The sequence below is a fragment of the Streptomyces sp. H39-C1 genome, from assembly GCF_027158125.1.
Taxonomy (GTDB): Bacteria; Actinomycetota; Actinomycetes; order Streptomycetales; family Streptomycetaceae; genus Actinacidiphila; species Actinacidiphila fildesensis.
The window spans coordinates 198,676-213,283 of record NZ_JAPVLS010000002.1 but is presented as its reverse complement, the minus strand read 5'-3'; the positions used below and the strand labels follow the sequence as shown (position 1 = coordinate 213,283).

The window sequence follows — 14,608 nt, the reverse complement described above, 5'->3', positions numbered from 1 at the left end:
GTCACCCGTGGCCTCCCTGCTCCGGGTGACGCGCAACCGCCCGCAACCGGTTGCCGGGGAACGCTGCGAGATGTGCGCGGAGTCGATCGACCCGGGTCACTCGCATGTGGTGAACCTGGAGAGCCGGGCCCTGATGTGCAGTTGCCGGGCCTGCTACCTGCTGTTCAGCGATCAGGACGCGCATCTGCGCTATCGCGCGGTCCCCGAGCGGTATCTGTCCTTCGATGGTCCGACCGTCGACGAGCGGACCTGGGACACCCTGCAGATCCCGGTCGGGCTGGCCTTCCTGTTCCGCAATTCCGTCCAGGGCCGCACCATCGCGTTCTATCCGGGCCCCGCGGGCGCCACCGAGTCCGAACTGCCGCTGGACGCCTGGGACACCATTGTCGAGGCCAACCCCGAACTGGACGTCCTGCTCCCCGATGTGGAGGCACTGCTGGTGCGCCGCGGGGACGGCTCCGGCGGGTCCTGTCATCTGGTGCCCATCGACGCCTGTTACGAACTGGTCGGCAGGCTGCGGACCCTGTGGCGCGGCTTCGACGGCGGCCGCGAGGCGCACGACGCGATGGACGCGTTCTTCGCCCACGTGGCGGAGCGCAGCCGGCCCGCGACCCTGGACGACCGGTCGTGACCGGCCTCGGCTTCTCCGTGCTCGACGTCGTCGCCGAGCCGTACGCCGTCGCGCCGCAACTCACCGCGCGGCTGCGGATCGAGGAGGACAGCGGCGAGCGGATCCACGCGATCGTGCTGCGCTGCCAGGTCCGCATCGAGCCGCAGCGACGGCATTACGACGCCACCGAACAGGACGGGCTGCGCGGGCTGTTCGGCGATCGGGAGCGCTGGTCCGACACCCTCAAGCCCTTCCTCTGGATGCAGTGCAACACGACGGTGCAGGGGTTCACCGGTACCACCGAGGTCGACCTCGCCCTGCCCTGCACGTACGACTTCGACGTGATCGGCTCCCGCTATCTGCACGCCCTCGGCGAGGGCTCGGTGCCGCTGACGCTGCTCTTCTCCGGCACGGTGTTCACCAAGGGGACCGCAGGGTTCGGCGTACGGCAGGTGCCCTGGGACTGCGAGGCCCGCCATCAGATGCCGGTCACGGTGTGGCGGCAGATGATCGCGTCCTACTTCCCGAACTCCGGCTGGATCAGATTGGACCAGGACGTGCTCGACCGCATCGCCGACTTCCGCGCCCGGCGCGGGCTGATCAGTTGGGACGAGACCGTGCACACCCTGCTGGCCGACATCGGCGAGGTGGTCCTGTGAACGCGCTGAGCCCCGCCGGCCCGGTGAGCCTCGACCACGTCCGCACGATCGCCGACGCGGTGCTCTACGAGGGATATCTGCTCTACCCGTACCGGGCGAGTTCGCACAAGAACCGGTCACGCTGGCAGTTCGGAGTCCTCGGGCCGCCGTCCGCGTCCGCGGCGAGCTTCAGTGAGGACCCGGGCATGGAGATGCAGTGCCTCCTCACGGCCCCGCACGAGCCGCCCGGTGGCGTCACGATCCATCTGCGCTTCCTCCAGCTGCAGGTCCGCGAGGTGCAACGGCGCGACGAGGACGGCGGCTACACCCCGGTCGAGCAGCTCACCGTGGACGGCGTGTCGGTGCTGAGCTGGGACGAGGCGGTGGAGCGGGAAGTCATCCTGCCCGCACTCGCCTGGAACGAGGAACTCGATCAACTGCACCGCATCACCGGCGGATCGGAGACCGAACCGCTGACGGATCCGAACGGCGCCGAGGTGGGCCGCATCGTGCGACGCCGCGAACCACTGGCGGCCCGGATCCGTACCCGCTGGACGGCCGACGACGGGTTCGTACGGCTGTCGGTGTCGGTGGACAACGAGCACCCGGACACGGCCGCCGACAAGGACGCCGCGATCCGCGCGTCACTGATCGGCTCGCATCTGCTCCTGCAGGCGCACGGGGCCGGGTTCGTCTCGCTGCTCGAACCCCCCGACGAGGCGGCCGGTGCGGCCGGCCGCTGTCAGCAGCGGCGGTGCTGGCCGGTGCTGGCGGGACCGAGCGGGACCACCGACACCGTGCTGGGCGCGCCCATCATCCTGTACGACCACCCTGAGGTGGCGGAACAGAGCGCGGGCGCCCTGTTCGACTCCACCGAGATCGACGAGATCCTGACGCTGCGCGTGATGACCATGACGGACGAGGAGAAGGCGGAGGCCCGGGCCACCGACCCCCGGGCGCGGGAGATCATCGATCGTTGCGACGGCATGTCGCCCGCGGACCTGCAACAGCTCCACGGCCTGCTCCGCGATCCGCATGCGCCGCAGGCGGGTCCCGCCGGTCCTTCTCCTGCCGACACGCCGAGACCCTTCGACGCCGATCCCTTCGACACCGGTGGCGTCCCGTGGTGGGATCCCGCGACCGACGCCGCGGTGCAGCCCGAGTCCGACGCGGTCGTCATCAACGGCGTCCGGGTGGCCAAGGGCAGCCTCGTCCGGGTGCACCCGTCCCGCCGCGCGGACGCGCAGGACCTGTTCTTCGCCGGCCAGGTGGCGCGGGTGACCGCGGTGCTCTCGGATGTCGACGGAGCGGTGCATGTCGCCCTGGTCCTCGTGGACGATCCGGCGTCGGACCTGCACGACTGGTACGGCCGTTACTTCTACTTCGCCCCCGACGAGCTGGAGCCCCTGGCCGTCGAGAGCTCCAAGGAACACCGAGAGGAGACCCCATGAGAACCCTGGGCGTGATCACCACAGGCGTGGCCGCGGCCGTGGCGCTGGTCGCCGTGGCTGTGGGAGTGAAGTCGATCCCCGACATCCGCCGGTATCTGAGAATGCGTTCGATGTGAGCGAGGGAGCAGGTCCTGACGTGGCCGGCGGTGTGCTGGTCGCGGGCGTCGGCAATCTCTTTCTCGGCGATGACGGCTTCGGACCCGAGGTGGTGCGCCGACTGGCCGGACCCGGCGGCCTCCCGTCACGGGTCCAGGTGGTCGACTACGGGATCCGCGGTATGCATCTCGCCTATGACCTGCTCAACGGGTACGACGCCCTGGTGCTGGTCGACACCTACCCCGGGGGCGGTCCTCCCGGGGAGGTGACGGTGCTGGAGATCACCGCGGAGCACCTCGGTACGGGTGAATTCGACGCGCATGGCATGAATCCGGTGTCAGTTCTGGCAAATCTGGATCAATTGGGCGGTACTCTTCCCGTCACCTACCTCGTGGGCTGCACTCCCGCCGGAATCGACGAAGGCATCGGGCTCAGTGAGGCTGTCTGCGCCGCGGTACCCGACGCGATCGAGGCGGTGCATCAGCTGATCCGTCGTCTGCTGCCGCCCGAACCCACCGAGACCGTCCCGTCCGCCGTTCCCCGGAGGTCCTGATCATGTGCCTTGGCATTCCTGGTCAAGTGGTGGAGATCGTGGACGGGTTTGCCGGGCAGCTCGCACTGGTCGATGTGGAGGGCGCACAGCGGCGGATCAACATCGGCATGCTCGACGAAGCCCCCGACCCCGGCGACTGGGTCCTGCTGCACATGGGCTTCGCGATGGAGATCATCGACCAGGACAAGGCCCGCGAGGCGCTCTCGGGTCTGGAGATGATGGGGCAGGCCCGCACCCGCCGGGTCCGGCGCAGGTTCGAGGTGCGCGGTGTCGTCCAGGGTGTGGGGTTCCGGCCCTTCGTCTACGTCACCGCCTCGGAGCTGGCCCTCGCCGGCTCGGTGGCGAACACCAGCGCCGGCGTGGTCGTCGAGGTCGAGGGCGACGCGGAGGCGGTGGCGGAGTTCGGGCGGCGGCTGTGCACGGACGCCCCTCCGCTCGCCATCGTGGAGAGCGTGCGGGATTCCGAGCGGCCGACACGTGGCGGTACGGAGTTCACCATCGAGGACTCCAGCGACGGCGGCCGCGCCCGTACGCTCGTCTCCCCCGATGTCGCCACCTGCCAGGAGTGCCTGACCGAGCTCAGTGACCCGGCGAATCGCCGGTACCGCCATCCGTTCATCACGTGCACCCACTGCGGCCCCCGGTTCACGATCGTCACCGGTACCCCGTACGACCGGGCCGCCACGACCATGGCGGCGTTCGACATGTGCGATGACTGCCGGGCGGAGTACGACGATCCGGCGGACCGCCGGTTCCACGCCCAGCCGATCGCCTGTCACACCTGCGGACCCCGGCTCGAACTGGTCCGCAAGGACGACGGTCGCCCGGAGCACGGCGAGGACGCCCTGCGCGCCGCACGGGAACTGCTCGCCGACGGCAGGATCCTCGCGATCAAGGGGCTCGGCGGCTACCACCTCGCGTGCGACGCCCGCAACGACGCGGCCGTCGCCGAGCTGCGACGCCGTAAGCAGCGCGGTGGCAAGCCGTTCGCGGTCATGGTCGCCGGTCCCGGGGTCGCCGAACAGCTGGTGACGATGACCGGGGAGGAGCGGGAGCTGCTCTCCGGCATCCGTAAGCCGATCGTGCTCCTGCCGCGGCTCCGGGCGGAGCCGGCGGCCGGCGTGTCCGACGCTGTGGCGCCGGGCAACCCCGACCTCGGACTGCTGCTGCCCTACACCCCGTTGCACGTTCTGCTCTTCGGGGTCGGGGACGACCGGCCGGGCCCGGACGCGCTGGTGATGACCTCCGCGAATCTGTCCGGCGAGCCCATCGTCACCGACGACGCGGAAGCCCTCGCCACCCTGGCTCCGCTGGTCGACGGCTGGCTGCGGCACGACCGGGCCATCCATGTCCCGTGCGACGACTCGGTCAGCCGGTTCGTCGCGGGTGCGGAGCTCCCGATCCGCAGATCCCGCGGCTACGCGCCGCTGCCCCTCGCCCTGCCGTTCGACGTACCGCCGACACTCGCGGTCGGCGCGGACCTGAAGAACACCTGCGCGCTCGGGGAAGGCCGCTACGCCTGGGTCAGTCAGCACATCGGCGACATGGACGACCTGTCCACCGTCGAAGCACTGACCAGGACCGAGAGACACCTCGAACGCCTCACCGGCGTCGAGCCCCGTCAGCTGGTGGCCGACCGGCATCCCGACTACCGGTCCGGCGTCTGGGCCCGCACCCACGCGAACGGCAGGCCGGTGCGGACGGTGCAGCACCACCACGCGCACATCGCGTCCGTGATGGGCGAGCACGGGCTCGGCGCCGGCGAAAGCGTGATCGGGGTCGCCTTCGACGGCACCGGCCACGGAACCGACGGGGCCGTCTGGGGCGGCGAGGTACTGATCGCCGACTACACGTCGTTCCGCAGGGCGGCGCACCTCGGCTACGTGCCCCTGGCGGGCGGCGACGCCAGTGTGCTGCGCCCCTACCGGATGGCGCTCGCCCACCTCCGCGCCGCCGGGGTCGCCTGGGACGACGACCTGCCGGCCGTCGCCGCCTGCCCCGCCAGGGAGCGCGACGTCCTGGCTCACCAGTTGGAGAGCGGGTTCGGCTGTGTGCCCACCTCGAGCATGGGCCGGCTCTTCGACGCCGTCGCCTCGCTGGCCGGTGTCCGGCATCAGGTGGAGTACGAGGCCGAAGCCGCCATCGAGCTGGAGGGCCTGGCCCGCGCCTCAGCGGCGGACGGCGACGGGACGGCGAGCCGCTACGCCTTCGCCGTCCGGTCCGCGAACGCCACGTATCCAGCCGTCGCCGACCCGGGGCCGGTGATCCGCGCGGTGGTGCACGACGTACGCGCCGGGATCTCCCCGGAACACATCGCCGCCCGCTTCCACGCCTCCGTCGCCGTACTCGTCGTCGACCTCGCGGAGATCTGCCGTGCGCAGTCCGGCCTGGAGGTGGTGGCGCTCGGTGGCGGTGTCTTCCAGAACGCCGTGCTGCTGGAGGAGGCGCAGCGCATGCTGACCGGCCGGGGGTTCACCGTCCTGCGGCCCCGGCTGCTCCCCCCGAACGACGGTGGCATCGCCCTCGGCCAGCTGCTGATCGCCGCGTCGGGCTGACCCCCGGGGCCCGGACGCATCCACCGGGCTCCCCACGGATACCCAGGGATTCAGGAATTCAGGATTCACAGAGAAGAGGGACCATGTGTCTGGCAGTTCCGGGGCGTGTCCTCAGTACCGCCGAAGTCGACGGCACCTTGATGGCCCAGGTCGATTTCGGCGGGGTGCGCAAAGAGGTGTGCCTGCAGTACGTCCCCGACGTGACGATCGGTGAGTACGTCGTCGTGCATGTCGGGTTCGCCATCCAGCGCCTCGACGAACGGTCGGCGCAGGACACGCTGGCCAACTTCGAGCGGCTCGGAATCCTGGCGGAGGAATTCGGCGACGGGTTCGAACTCGCGGCCAAGCACAAGGAAACCCCAGAAGGAGCCGGCAGATGAAGTATCTCGACGAGTTCAGCGACCCTGACCTGGCGAAGAAACTCCTGGACCAGATCCATGCCGCCACCACCCGGCAGTGGGCCATGATGGAGGTCTGCGGGGGCCAGACCCATTCGATCATCCGGCACGGCATCGACCAACTGCTGCCCGAGGGCGTCGAGTTGATCCATGGGCCGGGTTGCCCCGTCTGTGTGACACCGCTGGAGATCATCGACCGCGCTCTGGCCATCGCCGCCCGCCCGGGAGTCATCTTCTGCTCCTTCGGCGACATGCTGCGCGTGCCGGGCAGCAGCCAGGACCTGTTCTCCGTCAAGAGCGCCGGCGGCGACGTCCGGGTCGTCTACTCGCCGCTGGACGCGCTGAAACTGGCCCGCGAGAACCCGGACCGGGAAGTCGTCTTCTTCGGGATCGGCTTCGAGACGACCGCGCCGGCCAACGCGATGACCGTGTACCAGGCCAAGCGACTGGGGGTGCGGAACTTCTCCCTGCTGGTCTCCCATGTCCTGGTGCCGCCGGCCATCGCGGCCATCATGGAGTCCTCCACCTGCCGGGTGCAGGCCTTCCTCGCCGCCGGGCATGTGTGCAGCGTGATGGGCACCTCCGAATACCCGCCGCTGGCGGAGAAGTACCAGGTCCCCATCGTGGTCACCGGCTTCGAGCCGCTGGACATCCTCGAAGGCATCCGCCGGACGGTCATCCAGCTCGAAGCGGGCCGCCACGAACTGGAGAACGCCTACCCCCGCGCGGTACGCGACGAGGGCAACCTCCCCGCCATGGAGATGCTGCGCGATGTGTTCGAGGTGACCGACCGGACCTGGCGGGGCATCGGGATGATCCCGCAGAGCGGCTGGAAACTCTCCGGGAAGTACCGCGAGTTCGATGCCGAGCTCCGGTTCGACGTGACCGGCATCCATACCGCCGAGTCGGCACTGTGCAGGTCGGGCGAGGTCCTGCAGGGCCTGATCAAGCCGCACGAGTGCGCGGCGTTCGGCAAGGAGTGCACCCCGCGCAACCCGCTGGGCGCGACGATGGTGTCGTCCGAGGGCGCCTGTGCCGCGTACTACACCTACCGCCGACTGGAACTGGTCGATGCCAAGTGACTGATGCGATGCAACGCGTGGGCGACCTCGATTTCGAGAGCTGGGTCTGCCCCGTCCCGCTGCGGGACACCCCGACCGTCGTGATGGGGCACGGGGGCGGCGGGGTGATGTCCGGGGAACTGATCGAGCATCTGTTCCTACCCGCATACGGCACGGCGGCGGCAGCGGAGCTGGGTGACTCGGCCGTCCTGTCCATCGGCGGCACCCGGCTCGCCTTCTCCACGGACTCGTTCGTGGTGAAGCCGATGTTCTTCCCCGGCGGGTCGATCGGTGACCTGGCGGTGAACGGAACCGTCAACGACCTGGCGATGGCGGGCGCGACGCCGCTGTTCCTCTCCACCGCCTTCATCCTCCAGGAGGGCACCGAACTGAGCGAACTCGGCCGGATCGCCGAGGCGATGGGCACGGCCGCGCGGGCCGCGGGCGTCCGCCTGGTCACCGGGGACACCAAGGTCGTCGACAGCGCCAGCGGTGACGGCGTCTACATCAACACCGCGGGTATCGGGGTGATCGCCGACGGGGTCGACATCGACCCGCGTCGCGCGCGGCCCGGCGACGCCGTGCTCATCAGCGGCGACATCGGGGTGCACGGCGTGGCGGTGATGAGCTGCCGCGAGGGCCTGGAGTTCGGCACCACCGTCGAAAGCGACACCGCCCCCCTGCACGGCCTGGTCGCCGGCATGATCGCCACGGGCGCGGATCTGCACGTCCTGCGTGATCCGACCCGCGGCGGGGTCGCGGCCTCGCTGAACGAGATCGCCCGTGCGTCGGAGGTCGGCATCGACCTCGTGGAACGGGACCTGCCCGTCCCGCAGACGGTGCGGGACGCCTGCAGTCTCCTCGGGCTCGATCCGCTGCAGGTGGCGAACGAGGGCAAGCTGCTCGCCATCGTGCCCGCCGAATGGGCGGATCAGGTGCTGGAGGCGCTGCGGGCACACCCGCTGGGCCGGTCGGCGCGCCGGATCGGCACCTGTGTACCGGATCACCCCGGGATGGTGGTCGCCAGGACCGGACTGGGCGGAACCCGGGTGATCGGCCTTCCCATCGGCGAGCAGCTCCCGAGGATCTGCTGAATGAGCGCCCGGGGCGCGCTCCTCTTCGCGCGATACGCCTACCCGCCCAACGAGCTCGGCTACTGCGGTCCGGCCGATGCGTCCGCCCTGCTCGATTCCGGCGCGACCGCCGGAATCGAGCGGCGGGCGCGGCAGTTCGAGGGCGCCTGGTGCTACCTCGAATTCCTCGCGGAAGCGGCAGGAATTCCTGACCCGCTCGACGAGCGGGTGGTCGAGGCCTACTGGATCGGCAACGACCTGCTGGAGCAGGCCGGTTCCGCGGCACTGGTGGACCGCATGCTGGACCGGTTCCGTGGCCAGATCGGCGGCACCTGGCGCGAGGCGGCACACCGCGCCCTCGCCCACCACAGCTTCCAGGTCTTCGACGTCTACCCGTGGGCGCATCTGCTCCGCACGACCGACAACCTGACCGCTCTGACCGTTCTCGATCAATGCCGCATCCGCACCGGGGTCGTCCTGGACGTCGCCGGTGAGTCGGCGACCGTCACGTCCAGCCCGCTGAGCTGGAGCGGGACGGCGGTGGAGACCGGGCCGCAGCGGCAGGAGGTGGTCCGCTGGTCGACCGGCGGCAGGACGCTGCTCGACGGGCTCTCCCCCGGCGACCGGGTCGCCCTGCACTGGGACTGGGTGTGCGACGTGCTCACCGAGGACCAGGTCGCCCGCGTCGAGTCCCTGGAAGCCCGGCAACGCAACGCGCACAGCAGCATGGCGCGGTGAGGGGAACCGGGCGGGTGACGGGGCCATATGGCGCCGTCGTTCGGGTGACCTTACGGACGCGCGTCGGTCGTGAGTGCGGGCCGGCGCGCAAGGATTTCCGGTCAGGGTCCCTCCCCCCGGGACTCGCTGGAGGTCACCATGAACATCCTGCTGCTCGCCAGTGCGTTCAACAGCTTGACGCAGCGCGTGTACGTCGAACTGTCGGACCGGGGCCACACCGTGGCGGTGGAACTCTCCTGCGAGGAAGAGGTTCTGCTCGATGCGCTGGAACGGCACCGGCCCGCGCTGATCGTGGCGCCGATGCTCAGGGAGGCGATCCCGGAGCAGGTGTGGTCCGCGCACACCTGCCTGATCGTGCACCCGGGCCCGCTGGGCGACCGTGGGCCGTCCTCGCTCGACTGGGCCGTGCAGGAAGGCCTCGACCAGTGGGGCGTGACCGTTCTGCGCGCCAACGCCGAGATGGACGCCGGGGACGTATGGGCTTCGGTGTCCTGTTCGCTTCCCGCGGTGGGCAAGAGCGATCTGTACCGCAACGAGGTCTCCGACGCGGCGCTCGAAGCCGTGCTGCTGGCCGTGGAACGCTTCGCCTCGGGCACGTTCGTCCCCCGCTCGCAGAACAGCCCGGACGAGCGGATCACCGTCACCGCCCGGCCCTACCTGCGCCAGGAGACCCGGCGTATCGACTGGGACGCGGACAGCACCGAGACGGTGGCCCGCAAGCTGCGGTCGGCCGACTCGCAGCCAGGGGTCCTCGATGATCTCCTCGGCGCTCAGTGGTTCCTGCACGGCGGCCACCCCGAGGACGCCCTGACAGGCGCCCCCGGCGAGGTACTGGCCACCCGCGCGGGCGCGATCTGCCGCGGGACCCGCGACGGCGCCGTGTGGATCCCGCGGCTGCGACCTCGCCGTGTTCCGGGGCAGCCGCCGACGTTCTCGCTCCCCGCGGCCACCGCTCTGGGGGAACGGCTGCCGCCGGTGCCGGAACTGCCCTTCCCCCTCGACGGCGCACCCGACGGCAGCCGCACCTGGACCGACATCCACTACCGCGAGGACGGGGAGGCCGGATTCCTCGGATTCTCGTTCCCCGGCGGCGCGATGAGCACGACCCACTGTGAACGTCTGCTCGCCGCCTACCGCTACGCGTGCACACGGCCGACGTCGGTGCTGGTCCTGGGGGGCGGCCGGGACTTCTTCTCCAACGGCATCCATCTCAACGTCATCGAGGCCGCACCCGATCCGGCCGCGGAGTCCTGGGCCAACATCAACGCGATCGACGACGTGGTCCAGGCGATCCTGACCACCACGGACCGTTTGGTGATCTCCGCGCTGGGCGGCAACGCGGCGGCGGGCGGGGTGATGCTGGCCCTGGCCGCGGACGAGGTCTGGTGCAGGACCGGCGTCGTACTCAACCCGCACTACCGGCGGATGGGACTGTACGGCTCGGAGTACTGGACGTACTCCCTGCCGCGCCGGGTCGGCGCCTCGGTCGCCGAGCAGCTCACCGAGCGGGCGGTGCCGGTCAGCGCCGCGACCGGGCAGCGGCTCGGGCTGGTGGACCGGCTGTTCGACACCGGCCCGGGGGAATTCGCCGGGCAGGTCGGCGAATTCGCCGTGCGGCTGGCCTCCATGCCCTCGACCCCTGGCCGGATCGCGGTGAAGAAGGCGGAGCGCGAGGCCTCGGAGGCCGCCAAGCCGCTGGCCGCGTATCGCGAGGAAGAGCTCAGCCGGATGCGGCAGATCTTCGACGACCCCGGCCGGCCGTACCACGCCCTCCGCCGGGCCTTCGTCCACAAGACGTAACGCCGCCTACGCCCCGCCCTGGTGGAAGACGTCCAGGGCGGCCAGCTCGTCCTCGGACAGGCGCAGCGCGCCCGCGGCCACGTTCTCGGCGACGTGGTCCGGGTTTCCGGTGCCCGGGATGGCCAGCACATGCGGACCGCGGTGCAGCGTCCACGCGAGCCGGACCTGCGCCGCGCTCGCCCCGTGGGCGCGCGCCACGGCGAGCACCGCCTCGCCGTCGGCGCCGCTCGCACCGGCCTCGCGCCCGGCGCCGGCGATCGAGTAGAACGGCACGAACGCGACGCCCTGCTCACCGCACACCCGCACGAACTCGTCCTGGTCGGGCCGTACACCGAGGCCGTACAGGTTCTGTACGCACACCACCGGCGCGATGGCCTGGGCCTCGGCGAGGTGTTCGGGGCGCACGTTGGACAGGCCCAGGTGACGGATGAGCCCGGCGTCGCGCAGCCGGGCCAGTGCGCCGAAGCGATCGGCGATGGAATCCGTGCCGACGATCCGCAGGTTCACCACGTCGAGGTGGTCACGGCCGAGCTGGCGCAGGTTCTCCTCGACCTGGCCGCGGAGTCGCTCAGGTGTGGCGTGCGGCTGCCACACACCCGACGCGTCCCGGCTCGGTCCGACCTTGGTGGTGATGACGAGATCGTCCGGATAGGGGGCCAGCGCCTGGTTGATCAGCTCGTTGGCAGAGCGCAACGGCGAGAAGTAGAACGCGGCGGTGTCGATGTGGTTCACCCCGAGCTCAACCGCGCGGCGCAGCACGCCGATCGCGCGGCCGCGATCGCTGGGGGCGGCACCGGCCTCGAACGCCGCACCGTTCTGCGTCAGACGCATCGCGCCGAAGCCGATCCGGTTGACGGTGAGGTCACCGAGCTCCCACGTGCCCCCGGCCGTTGGCGGCGTCATGGTCGTTGCGGTCATCGTCTGTGAGGTCATGCCGGGATGATGACCGCCCGGTAAGCTGCCGACCACTGATTAAGGTATGTCTGAATCATGGGAGCGGCCGTGTTGGCGGAGCTGGCGTTTTCCGCGAGCGATCTGGCGCAGATGCGCTTCTCCATCTCACCGATGTGGGAGGCCGGAACGAGCTTCCGGCTGCTGCGCACCGGCTCCACGCATCCGGTGCACCAGCCCTGGATCGACCAGGTCAGGCCCCGGGTGGCGGCCGCCGGACTGGACCGGGGCTGGCTCGCCGAGCTGATCCAGCCCACTGGCTACGTTCCCGACTTCCTCAACCCGGCACCTGTAGGACCGGCCCCCACGCTGGCGGAGGAGCTGGCCGGCGTCCTGGCCGCACCGGTCGACCGGGTGCGCCAGGAAATTGAGCGCATCCAGGATGACCAGGGGTCCCTCGGCCCCCGGCTGCGGGCCCTGTACGCCGAACCGCAGGCCCGCATGGTCCGGGTCGCGGAAGAGATCGAGACCTATTGGGAAGTGGCGCTCGCCCCCTACTGGGCACGGATCCGGGCCGTGCTCGACGCCGATGTCTTCCACCGGGCCCGGCAGGTCGCCGAACACGGCGTGGGCCGTCTCTTCAACGATCTTCACACGTCCGTGAGTTGGGACGAGAACGCGCTACGACTGGCTCGCCGGCAGCGGACGCTGTCCCGGCAGACCGCCGGGGCGGGACTGCTACTGATTCCCTCGGCCTTCACCGGCCCCGGCCTGCTCACCCGGGTCACACCGCCGGAGCCGCCACAACTGGCCTACCCGGCGCGCGGCATCGGCTCGCTGTGGGAGTCCCGGCCCATCCCCCGGACCGACGCCCTCGCCGCCGTACTCGGCCGCTCGCGGACCCTGCTGCTGACCGAACTGGAGACTCCGGCCTCCACCACCGAACTGGCCCGCCGCACGGGGCTCACCGCACCCGCGGCGTCCCAGCACCTCACCGCCCTGCGCGACGCGGGACTGGTCAGCGCCCACCGGGCCGGCCGCTCGGTGCTCTACGCCCGCACGTCCGTGGCAGAAGCCGTCCTCGCCGCCGCCCCGTAGATCCGGAGCCCTCAGGCGACTGCCGCCCCGTGGATCCGGAGCACTCGGACGACCGGCACCCCGTAGATCCCGATCCTCAGGTGACCGGCGCGCTCAGCCACGCGCCGATGCCGGCCAACGCGCCGGGGCCGTAGTCGGAGCCGACGTCCTGGACCAGATCGGCGATCGAGACGTCCCGCAACGCCGCCCGCCAGGCCGCGTCCGCCCCGGCCATCGCGCGGGCGATCGCGCAGGGCGCGGTGCACTGCTCGGCCAGGGTGGGCAGCGGACCCCGCTGGCGGATCTCCGTGCAGGTGAAGGCCTGCTCAGGACCGTCCACGGCTTCGACCACATCGAGCACGGTGATCGAGGCGGGTTCCCGGGTGAGCACGTAGCCGCCCGCCTTGCCCTGTACGGAACGTACGAGACCGGCACGGGAAAGTGCCTGCAGCTGCTTGGCCAGATAGCTCGCCGACACGTCGTGCAGCTCCGCCAGCCGGGTCGCGGGCACGGGCTCCTCGGCCGTCGTGAGCACGACGCAGCAATGCAGGGCCCACTCGACTCCGCCGGACATCTTCATTCGGCCACCCTGGCGCCGTCAAGGGCGATGTCCTCACCGACAAGGACGCCCATCTCGCCCCCACCCGCTACGCCGACCGGCTCTCCTGAGCCACTCGCGCCCTCCCCTGCTCGCGGCCGGTGTCGTTCGAGGTCAGCCCGTGCGCGTCCAGCCAGCGGCCGATCGCCCTGCCGATCGCGTCGGGCTGGTCCTCGGGGGCGTGGTGCCCGGCCGGGCCGCAGTGCTCGATCTCCAGGGCGGCGATGTTCTCCCGGCTCCAGGCGATCATGTCCTCGCCGATCAGCAGGGTGGGTGAGGAGTCGAAGGTCAGGAGCAGCTTGGGGACGTCGGCGCTGTCGGCGAGCCAGATGTCGTAGTCGGCGATGCGGGCCACGACATCGGCCGGTCCGCCGTCGATCGGCATCATGCGCGGCCAGGCCAGCAGGGGGCGGCGGCTGCGCGGGGTCGGGTAGGGCGCCCGATAGGGCTGGACGTCCGCCTCACTGAGCGGGTTCAGGACGCCGCCCTTGAAGGCGGTCTCGATGAAGATGTTCTCCTCGAGCACCAGTTGCTCGCCGACTCCGGGAGTGCGGAACGCCTCGAACCGGGAGCGCGCGGGGGGCGGCATCTCCTCGGAGGACAGCGGCTTGAGCATGGTCTCCAGCAGGGCGACACCGCGCACCCGTGCCGGGTGCCGGGCGGCCCGGTCCAGGGCCAGGGCGCCGCCCCAGTCGTGGCCGACCAGAACGACCTCGCGCAGATCCAGCGCCTCGAACCAGGCGTCCAGGTAGCGGGCCTGGTCGGCGAAGCTGTAGTCGATGTCGGGCTTGCCCGAGGCGCCCATGCCGATCAGGTCCGGCGCCAGGGCACGGGCCTGCCCGGCGATGTGCGGGGTCACGTTGCGCCACAGGTGCGAGGAGGTCGGGTTGCCGTGCAGGAACACCACGGGCAGGCCGCCTTCGCCGCTTTCGGCGTAGGCGATGTGGGAATCGATGACGTTGACGGTGGCCATGGGACGACGCTATACCGTTAGTGCCACTAACGTAAAGGGGAGGAGAAGTGGCCCCGAACGGTGCGGGCACGGTGACCGGCCGCGAAAAGCGGTCGG

At 70.7% G+C, this 14,608-nt stretch carries 15 protein-coding genes and 1 pseudogene; 13 read left to right on the top strand and 3 right to left on the bottom strand.

Annotation, left to right across the window (positions count from 1 at the left end):
* Nucleotides 1-25 precede the first annotated feature (25 nt).
* From O3W51_RS02455 to O3W51_RS02410, 11 genes are all read left to right on the top strand, one after another.
* Nucleotides 26-631: a DUF5947 family protein gene (locus O3W51_RS02455; RefSeq protein WP_269283376.1), complete on the top strand. Its 606-nt coding sequence runs from the start codon at nucleotides 26-28 to the stop codon at nucleotides 629-631.
* Nucleotides 628-1,269 (top strand): DUF6084 family protein, encoded by a 642-nt coding sequence (locus tag O3W51_RS02450; protein ID WP_138351530.1) that lies wholly within the window; start codon nucleotides 628-630, stop codon nucleotides 1,267-1,269. The genes O3W51_RS02455 and O3W51_RS02450 overlap by 4 nt, the downstream gene beginning before the upstream one ends.
* Nucleotides 1,266-2,699: a hypothetical protein gene (locus O3W51_RS02445; protein WP_232485356.1), complete on the top strand. Its 1,434-nt coding sequence runs from the start codon at nucleotides 1,266-1,268 to the stop codon at nucleotides 2,697-2,699. The genes O3W51_RS02450 and O3W51_RS02445 overlap by 4 nt, the downstream gene beginning before the upstream one ends.
* Entirely contained in the window at nucleotides 2,696-2,815 is a 120-nt protein-coding gene (locus O3W51_RS48740) for a DUF6893 family small protein (RefSeq protein ID WP_399658072.1), read from the top strand. Before O3W51_RS02445 ends, O3W51_RS48740 begins: the two co-directional genes overlap by 4 nt.
* Nucleotides 2,812-3,348 (top strand): hydrogenase maturation protease, encoded by a 537-nt coding sequence (locus tag O3W51_RS02440; protein ID WP_244808965.1) that lies wholly within the window; start codon nucleotides 2,812-2,814, stop codon nucleotides 3,346-3,348. Before O3W51_RS48740 ends, O3W51_RS02440 begins: the two co-directional genes overlap by 4 nt.
* 2 nt (nucleotides 3,349-3,350) lie before the next feature.
* Complete coding sequence (hypF, locus tag O3W51_RS02435; RefSeq protein WP_269283370.1) at nucleotides 3,351-5,903, top strand: carbamoyltransferase HypF; 2,553 nt, start codon at nucleotides 3,351-3,353, stop codon at nucleotides 5,901-5,903.
* Between the two features lie 83 nt (nucleotides 5,904-5,986).
* A complete protein-coding gene (locus O3W51_RS02430) occupies nucleotides 5,987-6,283 on the top strand; it encodes a HypC/HybG/HupF family hydrogenase formation chaperone (protein WP_138351528.1) in 297 nt (98 codons plus the stop codon).
* Nucleotides 6,280-7,383, top strand: a complete 1,104-nt coding sequence (hypD, locus tag O3W51_RS02425) for a hydrogenase formation protein HypD (protein ID WP_138351527.1) — start codon at nucleotides 6,280-6,282, stop codon at nucleotides 7,381-7,383. Before O3W51_RS02430 ends, hypD begins: the two co-directional genes overlap by 4 nt.
* Nucleotides 7,384-7,391: 8 nt before the next feature.
* Entirely contained in the window at nucleotides 7,392-8,456 is a 1,065-nt protein-coding gene (hypE, locus tag O3W51_RS02420; protein ID WP_198357857.1) for a hydrogenase expression/formation protein HypE, read from the top strand.
* Nucleotides 8,457-9,173 (top strand): DUF6390 family protein, encoded by a 717-nt coding sequence (locus tag O3W51_RS02415; protein WP_164292585.1) that lies wholly within the window; start codon nucleotides 8,457-8,459, stop codon nucleotides 9,171-9,173.
* A 138-nt stretch (nucleotides 9,174-9,311) separates the two neighbouring features.
* Nucleotides 9,312-10,973 carry a hydrogenase maturation protein gene (locus O3W51_RS02410; protein WP_138351524.1) on the top strand — a complete coding sequence of 554 codons (1,662 nt, stop codon included), beginning with the start codon at nucleotides 9,312-9,314 and terminating at the stop codon, nucleotides 10,971-10,973.
* Nucleotides 10,974-10,979: 6 nt separating this feature from the next.
* Here O3W51_RS02410 and O3W51_RS02405 read toward each other — a convergent pair whose 3' ends face one another.
* Entirely contained in the window at nucleotides 10,980-11,906 is a 927-nt protein-coding gene (locus tag O3W51_RS02405; protein WP_138351523.1) for an oxidoreductase, read from the bottom strand.
* Nucleotides 11,907-11,963: 57 nt separating this feature from the next.
* On the opposite strand from O3W51_RS02405, the gene O3W51_RS02400 reads away from it, so the two are divergent.
* Nucleotides 11,964-12,962, top strand: coding sequence for an ArsR/SmtB family transcription factor (locus O3W51_RS02400; RefSeq protein WP_239069444.1), 999 nt, complete (start codon nucleotides 11,964-11,966; stop codon nucleotides 12,960-12,962).
* 76 nt (nucleotides 12,963-13,038) lie between these two features.
* On the opposite strand, the gene O3W51_RS02395 is transcribed toward O3W51_RS02400, so the two are convergent.
* Nucleotides 13,039-13,521: an RrF2 family transcriptional regulator gene (locus tag O3W51_RS02395; RefSeq protein WP_138351522.1), complete on the bottom strand. Its 483-nt coding sequence runs from the start codon at nucleotides 13,519-13,521 to the stop codon at nucleotides 13,039-13,041.
* An 11-nt stretch (nucleotides 13,522-13,532) separates the two neighbouring features.
* Here O3W51_RS02395 and O3W51_RS02390 point away from each other — a divergent pair.
* A pseudogene (locus O3W51_RS02390) lies at nucleotides 13,533-13,610 on the top strand (LysR family transcriptional regulator); the annotation flags it as partial.
* Here the strand turns inward: O3W51_RS02390 and O3W51_RS02385 are convergent.
* Nucleotides 13,589-14,512 carry a haloalkane dehalogenase gene (locus O3W51_RS02385; RefSeq protein ID WP_269283350.1) on the bottom strand — a complete coding sequence of 308 codons (924 nt, stop codon included), beginning with the start codon at nucleotides 14,510-14,512 and terminating at the stop codon, nucleotides 13,589-13,591. The pseudogene O3W51_RS02390 and the gene O3W51_RS02385 overlap by 22 nt on opposite strands.
* Nucleotides 14,513-14,608: the final 96 nt, after the last annotated feature.

What these genes read in the sequence shown, in the direction of transcription:
- O3W51_RS48740 (WP_399658072.1), top strand. Translation starts at nt 2,696, where the DNA reads ATGAGAACCCTGGGCGTGATCACCACAGGCGTGGCCGCGGCCGTGGCG.
- hypF (WP_269283370.1), top strand. Translation starts at nt 3,351, where the DNA reads ATGTGCCTTGGCATTCCTGGTCAAGTGGTGGAGATCGTGGACGGGTTT.
- O3W51_RS02430 (WP_138351528.1), top strand. Translation starts at nt 5,987, where the DNA reads ATGTGTCTGGCAGTTCCGGGGCGTGTCCTCAGTACCGCCGAAGTCGAC.
- hypD (WP_138351527.1), top strand. Translation starts at nt 6,280, where the DNA reads ATGAAGTATCTCGACGAGTTCAGCGACCCTGACCTGGCGAAGAAACTC.
- hypE (WP_198357857.1), top strand. Translation starts at nt 7,392, where the DNA reads ATGCAACGCGTGGGCGACCTCGATTTCGAGAGCTGGGTCTGCCCCGTC.
- O3W51_RS02415 (WP_164292585.1), top strand. Translation starts at nt 8,457, where the DNA reads ATGAGCGCCCGGGGCGCGCTCCTCTTCGCGCGATACGCCTACCCGCCC.
- O3W51_RS02410 (WP_138351524.1), top strand. Translation starts at nt 9,312, where the DNA reads ATGAACATCCTGCTGCTCGCCAGTGCGTTCAACAGCTTGACGCAGCGC.
- O3W51_RS02405 (WP_138351523.1), bottom strand. Translation starts at nt 11,906, where the DNA reads ATGACCTCACAGACGATGACCGCAACGACCATGACGCCGCCAACGGCC.
- O3W51_RS02400 (WP_239069444.1), top strand. Translation starts at nt 11,964, where the DNA reads ATGGGAGCGGCCGTGTTGGCGGAGCTGGCGTTTTCCGCGAGCGATCTG.
- O3W51_RS02395 (WP_138351522.1), bottom strand. Translation starts at nt 13,521, where the DNA reads ATGAAGATGTCCGGCGGAGTCGAGTGGGCCCTGCATTGCTGCGTCGTG.
- O3W51_RS02385 (WP_269283350.1), bottom strand. Translation starts at nt 14,512, where the DNA reads ATGGCCACCGTCAACGTCATCGATTCCCACATCGCCTACGCCGAAAGC.